Raw genomic sequence first — 6,323 nt, forward strand, 5'->3', positions numbered from 1 at the left:
GGATGCCCAGCCCGCTTCCAGGTTCGACGTCCGCAGACGCCCGGAGATGCTGACCACGGCCCCCGCTTCCGGGAGAATGGCCCGGTGACCCGCGACGACTCCCCGGCCTTCGACCCGACCGCCCCGCTGCCCGGCTGGCAGCACGCCTACTCCGGCAAGGTGCGCGACCTCTACACTCCGGACGACTCCGACCCGGTGCTCGGCGCCGACCGGATGCTGGTCGTCGCGAGCGACCGCGTCAGCGCCTTCGACACGATCCTCGAGCCCGGCATCCCCGGCAAGGGCGAGCTGCTGACCGAGCTGTCGCTGTGGTGGTTCGGCCAGCTGGCCGACGTGCCCAACCACCTCGTCCCGGGGGAGATCCCCGAGGCCGTGCGCGGCCGCGCGATGCTCGTGAAGACGCTCGACATGTTCCCGATCGAGTGCGTCGTGCGCGGCTACCTCTCCGGCAGCGGCCTCAAGGAGTACCGGGCGACCGGCGCCGTCTCCGGCGTCGCGCTCCCGGAGGGCCTGAACGACGGCGACGTCCTGCCCGAGCCGATCTACACCCCCGCCTGGAAGGCGCCGCAGGGCGAGCACGACGAGAACATCTCCTTCGAGCGCACGGTCGAGCTCGTCGGCGAGGACGTGGCGGAGGCGCTGCGCACCCTCTCGCTGCACGTCTACCGGGAGGCGTCCGCGATCGCGCTGCGCAGCGGCGTCATCCTGGCCGACACCAAGTTCGAGTTCGGCGTCGACCGCGAGACCGGCGTCGTCACTCTCGGCGACGAGGTGCTCACGAGCGACTCCTCGCGCTACTGGGACGCGGTCGACTACGACGCGGGCGTGCGCGGGCAGTCCTTCGACAAGCAGATCGTCCGGGACTGGCTCGCCGACAACTGGGACGGCCAGGGCGAGCCGCCCCGGCTCCCGCACGAGATCGTCGTCCGGACCGCCGGTCGCTACCGCGAGCTGATCGAGCGCCTCACCCGCTGAGCGCGCCGCCCCGCGGGATGAGGGCAGCGGGATGCAGGGCCGCGGGCTCAGGCCGCGGGCTGCGGTCCGCGCTCGAAGATCCCGGAGAGCCCCTCGAGGATCGCGGCGAAGCGCACCGACTCGGCGTCGGCGACCGAGTCGGTGAGGGCGCGGACCTCGCCGTAGACCCGCTCGTCGGTCTCGCCGAGCGCCGTCTCGGCCCGGCCGGTCAGGCAGAGGATCCGGCCGCGGCCGTCGGAGGGATCGAGCACGCGGTCCACGTAGCCGGCGCGGGAGAGCCGGTCGACGAGGATCGAGACGGCCGCCGTCGTCAGACCGATCGCCCCGGCCAGATCGACCGCGCGGACGATCTCGTCGCGCCCGGCACCGGCGCCGATCAGACGCAGGGCGGCCAGGTCGGTCGCGCCGATGCCGAGCCGGCGCTCGACGCGCGCGTCGTAGCTCCGCTCCTCGGTCCGCAGCCGGGCCAGCAGGGCGAACAGATCCGGTCGATCGTCCATGGGTCGCCCTCCTGACGGCAGGCGCCCCGATCGGGAACTCGCTCCGACCATGCAACCACTTCTCGGCGGCCCGCGGGCGCCGTCCGGGAAACGCAGCACGCGCTGTCCCGGAAACGCACTGCTTGCCGAGCATTTAGCTAACCGATTTAGTCAATAAAGTACGCTGTTCTGCGGTGCGCCCCCTTCGGTGCGCCGGAAACGGCGGAGGAGAGTCGACGATGGGACGCCTGCTGTACGGGGCACCGCCGAGCGCGCACCGGTTCGAGGACCGCACCCTCGCGCATTTGCAGAGCGTGATCACCGCGCGGTTCCGCCGCGGCGAGGGCTTCCTGCTCACCACCGCGGACGACGACGGACGGCTGTCCGAGCTCTGGCTGCACCCCTCCATCGCCACGCGCTACGAGTACGACGCCGAGCGGCAGCACGACCTCAACCCGCACTGGCTGCGCGCGCTCACGGCGGCCTCGCACGGCCGGATCGGACTGCACGTCGTCCCCGAGCCCGAGAGCGCTCCCGATCCCCGGGCCAGGAGGATCCTCGCGTGAGCGACCACAACGGCACGCTCTTCCGCCGCGGCGGCACCGTCCGCTTCGTCCGCTGGGTGTCCTCGCGCGACGGGGGCTGGGCTCCGGAGATCATCCAGGGGCGCTACCTCGAGCGCGACGACAGCGGCTGGCTCGTCGAGATCGAGGGCACACCCACCCTGCTGACGAAGGACGACTGGGCCGTCTACCGCTGAGTCCGGCCGCGGTGCCGGACGCCGCGTAGTGTGGCGATAGTGCCTTCCGTCGCCCGCCGCGGCATCACCTCGGCCCCGTTCCTCCTGACCACCGCCGGCACGACGGCGCTCGTCTTCCTCTGCGCGTTCGAGTCGCTCGCGGTGACGACGATCATGCCGATCATCAGCGCCGACCTCGACGGCCGGGCGCTCTACTCGCTCGCCTTCGCGGCCACGCTCGCTGCGGCCGTCGTCGGCATGGTCACAGCGGGCTCCTCGGCGGACCGCCGGGGACCGACCCCGGCGCTGATCGCGGCGATCCTGCTCTTCACCCTCGGCCTGATCGCGGCCGGGACGGCGACGTCGATGCCGGTCTTCGTCGGCGCGCGCCTGCTGCAGGGCCTCGGCAGCGGAGGGATCACTGTCACGCTCTACGTGCTCGTCGCCCGGGTCTTCCCCGCCGAGCTGCACCCCCGGATCTTCGGCGCCTTCGCCGCAGCCTGGGTGGTGCCCTCGCTGGTCGGGCCGCTCGCCGCGGGCCTCGTCGCCGAGCTGACGAGCTGGCACTGGGTGTTCCTCGGCGTCGTGGCGCTGGTGGCCGTGGCGAGCGCGGTCATCGCGCCGACTCTGCGCGCGCTCGAGCCGCAGGCGCTGCGGCCCTTCGACCGGAGCGCGATCGGCCGCGTCGTCCGCGCCGTCGTGGTGGCCGCCGCCGTCGTCGTGCTGAGCACGAGCGCCGAGATCGCTCCGGAGGCGGCGGGAGTGGTGGCCGCCGTCGCGATCGCGGTGGTGATCCTCTCGGTCCGCGCCCTGCTGCCGGTCGGCACGCTGCGGGCGCGCGGTGTCCTGCCGTCGACGATGCTGCTGCGGGCCCTCGTCGCGGCCGCCTTCTTCGGCACCGAGGTCTACCTCCCGCTGCTGCTCAGCGAGCGGTACGGACTCCCGCCGTGGCTGTCCGGGGTCGCGCTCACCGCCGGCGCCGTCTCCTGGGCGCTGGGCTCGCAGCTGCAGGGCCGGCCGGGCACCCGCCTGTCGCACGGCGGCGCGATGCGCCTCGGCACGGGTCTGCTGCTCGCCGGCATCCTCGTCGTGCTGCTGACGGTCGTGCTCGCGCTGTCGCCGATCGTCGCCGGAGTCGGCTGGTTCCTCGCGGGCGGCGGGATGGGCGCGATGTTCCCGCGGATGGGCACGCTGACGCTCGGCCTCTCGGCGCCGGGGCGCGAGGGCTTCAACAGCTCGGCGCTGCAGATCGCCGACTCGACCGGCGGCTCGGTCTCGCTCGCGCTGACCGGGCTGCTGGCCGCCGCGGTCACCGGTCTGCTCGGGAGCGGCGCCGCGGTCTTCACGGCCACCTTCGCCTACGGCGCGCTGATCGCCGTCGCGGCGGTGGCCCTGGCGATCCGGCTGAGCGGGCTCCTCCGGTTCGAGGGCCGGGAGGAGCCCGCCGCACGGGATCGGGCCTAGGCCCGGTGCGGGCGCGGGGTCAGCTGTAGAGCGACTCCGGCACGTCGAGTCCGTAGATCGCGCGACCCGAGCTCCAGATCACCGAGCACGCCGCGCGCAGCAGGTCGGTCTCGTCGGAGCCGGCGTCGACGATCACGACGGAGTCCCCGTCGAGCCGGACCTTCGCCGAGCGCACCGAGTGGGTGCCGTTCCGGGCGACGACGGTCGCCGGGTACGGTGCGTCCAGCTCGCGCAGGTCGGCCAGGATGTAGGTCGGCCGCAGCTTCGGCTCGGCCGCGAGCAGCTGCTTCGCCCGGTCGATGCCGGTCAGCACGAGCACGCTCTCCATGCCGGAGGTGTTCGCCCCGGCGATGTCGGTGTCGAGCCGGTCGCCGATGAACAGCGGATTCGTCGAGCCGAACCGCGCGGTCGCCGCGTCGAAGATCGCGCGCTCCGGCTTGCCGGCCACGACCGGCAGGCGCCCGACCGCGGTGTGCACGGCGGAGACGAGCGTGCCGTTGCCCGGGGCGATGCCGCGGGCGACCGGGATCGTCCAGTCGGTGTTGGTGGCGACCCACGGGATGCCCGTGTGCAGCGCGAACGACGCCTCGGCGAGCTCCGCCCAGCCGACCGACTGCGCGAAGCCCTGGATGACGGCGGCCGGTGAGTCCTCAGCGCTGCGGGTGACGGTGAAGCCGGCCCGCTCGACCTCGGTGGTGAGGCCTTCCCCGCCGACGACCAGGACGGTCGAGCCGGCCGGGATCAGATCGGCGAGCAGCACGACGGCCGCCTGCGGCGAGGTGACCACGTCCTCCGGGCGCACGGCGAGGCCGAGGTCGGAGAGGTGGCCGGCCACCGAGACGTCGGTGCGCGAGGCGTTGTTGGTGATGTAGCCGACGCGGACCGTCTCCGCCGCGCGGTTCAGGCTCTCGACGGCGAACGGGATCGCGTCGGCGCCCTTGTAGACGACCCCGTCGAGGTCGGCGAGGACGCAGTCGCGCCCGTCCAGCGGGCTGGGCTCAGGCTTCGGGCTTCGGAACATCGGCGCCGTCCTCCTCGGTGTCGGTGGGGGTGGTGGTGTCGGTGTCGTCTGCGGACTCCACGTCGGTGGACTCCGCGGTGGTCTCGTCCGCGGCCTCCTCGTCGCCTGTCGCCTCGGCGGCGTCCTCCACCGACAGCGCCTCGGGCGTCGAATCGGCGAGGGCCTCCTCGAAGTCCGCGTCGGACAGGTCCGCGTCGTCGAGCGCGGCCTGGTTCTCGATCGCGTCCGCGGCCGTCGTCTCGGCGGAGACATCGGAGTCGGTGGTCTCGTCGTCCTCCACCGGTGCACCGGCGTTAGCGGGCTCGTTAGTCTCGACGGGCTCGTTGATCTCGGCGGGCTCGTCGATCTCGAGTGGCTCGTCGATCTCGAGGGGCTGGTCGATCTCGGGGGCGTCCTGCTCGGCGAGCTCAGCCGAGTCGGGATCGAGGCTGTCGTCCTCGTCCTCGTCGTCGATGTCGAGCGAGTCGTCCAGGTCGGCCTCGGGGGCCGCGTCGGTGTCGGGGGCCGCGTCGGCGGCGACCAGGCCCGAGAGCTCGGCGCGGGTGGCGGGCACGTACTCGCCCTCCTCCTCGACGACCTCGATGGTCTCGTCGTCGCCGCCACCCTCGGCCGCGAAGACGGCGCGCGCGGCGATGTCCGCGCGGCGCTGCCACTCGGCGGCCTCCTCGGCACGGCCGACCTCCTCGAGGACGAGCGCGTACGCGGCGAAGAGGTCGGGGCTGTAGGAGAAGGCGCGGTCGGGATCGAGCTGCGGGATCTCGAGCTCCATCAGCGCCAGCTCGCCCTGACCGAGGTCGAGGCGCGCCCCGGACATCGCGATCGCGAGCGACACCTGGGCACCGGGGCTCAGCGTGCTGCGGTCCACGGAGCGGCCGAGCTCGAGCGCCTTGTCGGGACGCCCAACTCCGCGCTCGCTGTCGACCATCAGGGGGACCTGCTCGTCCGAGCCGGAGATCCGGCGGTAGGTGCGCAGCTCGCGCAGCGCGAGCGCGAAATCTCCGGTCGCATAGGCCGAGATGGCCAGCGACTCGCGGACGACCGCGATCCGGCCGGCCCGGCGCGCGGCCGACAGCACGTGCCGGTGCGCGAGGTCCGGGTCCTCCTCGAGGAGACGGCCCGCCATCACCAGGTGGCGCGCGACCCACTCCGCGTTGTCCTTCGACAGCGTGCGCAGCTCGTTGCGGGCGACCTTGTCGAGATCCTTCGCCTGGACGTCATCCGGCAGATCCGGGTCGTCGTGCCGAGGGCGCACCGACTGGAGGGAGCGACGCTCGCGCTCCTCCTCGGTGAGCTCCGGCTCCTCGCGCGGAGCGCCGCGGCCGGCGTACCCGCCGCCGAATCCGCCGCGGCCGCCCGCGCGATCGCCACCGCCGCGACGGTCGTCGAAGCGCCCGCCGCGGGAGTCGCCGTCCCGACGAGGACGGGAGTCACCATCACGAGAAGGACGGAAGTCGCCGTCCCGACGCGGACGGGAGTCACCACCACGAGAAGGACGCGCATCGCCGTAGCGCGGACGAGAGTCACCATCACGAGAAGGACGGGAATCGCCCTCACGACGCGGACGGGAATCACCATCACGAGAAGGACGGGAATCGCCCTCACGACGCGGACGGGAATCACCATCACGAGAAGGACGGGAATCGCC

8 protein-coding genes are annotated in these 6,323 nt (G+C 73.1%); 5 read left to right on the forward strand and 3 right to left on the reverse strand.

Annotation, left to right across the window (positions count from 1 at the left end):
- Positions 1-84 precede the first annotated feature (84 nt).
- Positions 85-975, forward strand: a complete 891-nt coding sequence (locus MT355_RS19250; RefSeq protein WP_243600759.1) for a phosphoribosylaminoimidazolesuccinocarboxamide synthase — start codon at positions 85-87, stop codon at positions 973-975.
- A gap of 47 nt (positions 976-1,022) precedes the next feature.
- On the opposite strand, the gene MT355_RS19255 is transcribed toward MT355_RS19250, so the two are convergent.
- Positions 1,023-1,475, reverse strand: a complete 453-nt coding sequence (locus tag MT355_RS19255) for a MarR family winged helix-turn-helix transcriptional regulator (RefSeq protein WP_243600760.1) — start codon at positions 1,473-1,475, stop codon at positions 1,023-1,025.
- A 218-nt stretch (positions 1,476-1,693) separates the two neighbouring features.
- On the opposite strand from MT355_RS19255, the gene MT355_RS19260 reads away from it, so the two are divergent.
- The 3 genes from MT355_RS19260 to MT355_RS19270 are packed head-to-tail and all read left to right on the forward strand — an operon-like array spanning position 1,694 to position 3,657.
- Positions 1,694-2,020: an ATP-dependent DNA ligase gene (locus tag MT355_RS19260; protein WP_243600761.1), complete on the forward strand. Its 327-nt coding sequence runs from the start codon at positions 1,694-1,696 to the stop codon at positions 2,018-2,020.
- Complete coding sequence (locus MT355_RS19265) at positions 2,017-2,214, forward strand: hypothetical protein (protein ID WP_123444572.1); 198 nt, start codon at positions 2,017-2,019, stop codon at positions 2,212-2,214. The genes MT355_RS19260 and MT355_RS19265 overlap by 4 nt, the downstream gene beginning before the upstream one ends.
- Positions 2,215-2,253: 39 nt before the next feature.
- Positions 2,254-3,657, forward strand: a complete 1,404-nt coding sequence (locus MT355_RS19270) for an MFS transporter (RefSeq protein WP_243600762.1) — start codon at positions 2,254-2,256, stop codon at positions 3,655-3,657.
- Positions 3,658-3,676: 19 nt separating this feature from the next.
- On the opposite strand, the gene MT355_RS19275 is transcribed toward MT355_RS19270, so the two are convergent.
- Both MT355_RS19275 and MT355_RS19280 read right to left on the reverse strand, forming a co-directional pair.
- Positions 3,677-4,678 carry an HAD-IIA family hydrolase gene (locus MT355_RS19275; protein ID WP_123444573.1) on the reverse strand — a complete coding sequence of 334 codons (1,002 nt, stop codon included), beginning with the start codon at positions 4,676-4,678 and terminating at the stop codon, positions 3,677-3,679.
- On the reverse strand, positions 4,656-5,930 hold the full coding sequence (locus tag MT355_RS19280) for a hypothetical protein (RefSeq protein ID WP_243600763.1): 1,275 nt from the start codon (positions 5,928-5,930) through the stop codon (positions 4,656-4,658). Before MT355_RS19280 ends, MT355_RS19275 begins: the two co-directional genes overlap by 23 nt.
- Between MT355_RS19280 and MT355_RS19285 the strand changes: the two genes are divergently transcribed.
- Positions 5,916-6,323, forward strand: a 408-nt coding sequence (locus MT355_RS19285; protein WP_243600764.1) for a hypothetical protein, incomplete at its 3' end; no start/stop codon positions are given. The two genes, MT355_RS19280 and MT355_RS19285, sit on opposite strands and share 15 nt — an antisense overlap.

Origin of the sequence: Rathayibacter sp. VKM Ac-2929, assembly GCF_022815495.1 — a bacterium.
Classification (GTDB): domain Bacteria; phylum Actinomycetota; class Actinomycetes; order Actinomycetales; family Microbacteriaceae; genus Rathayibacter; species Rathayibacter festucae.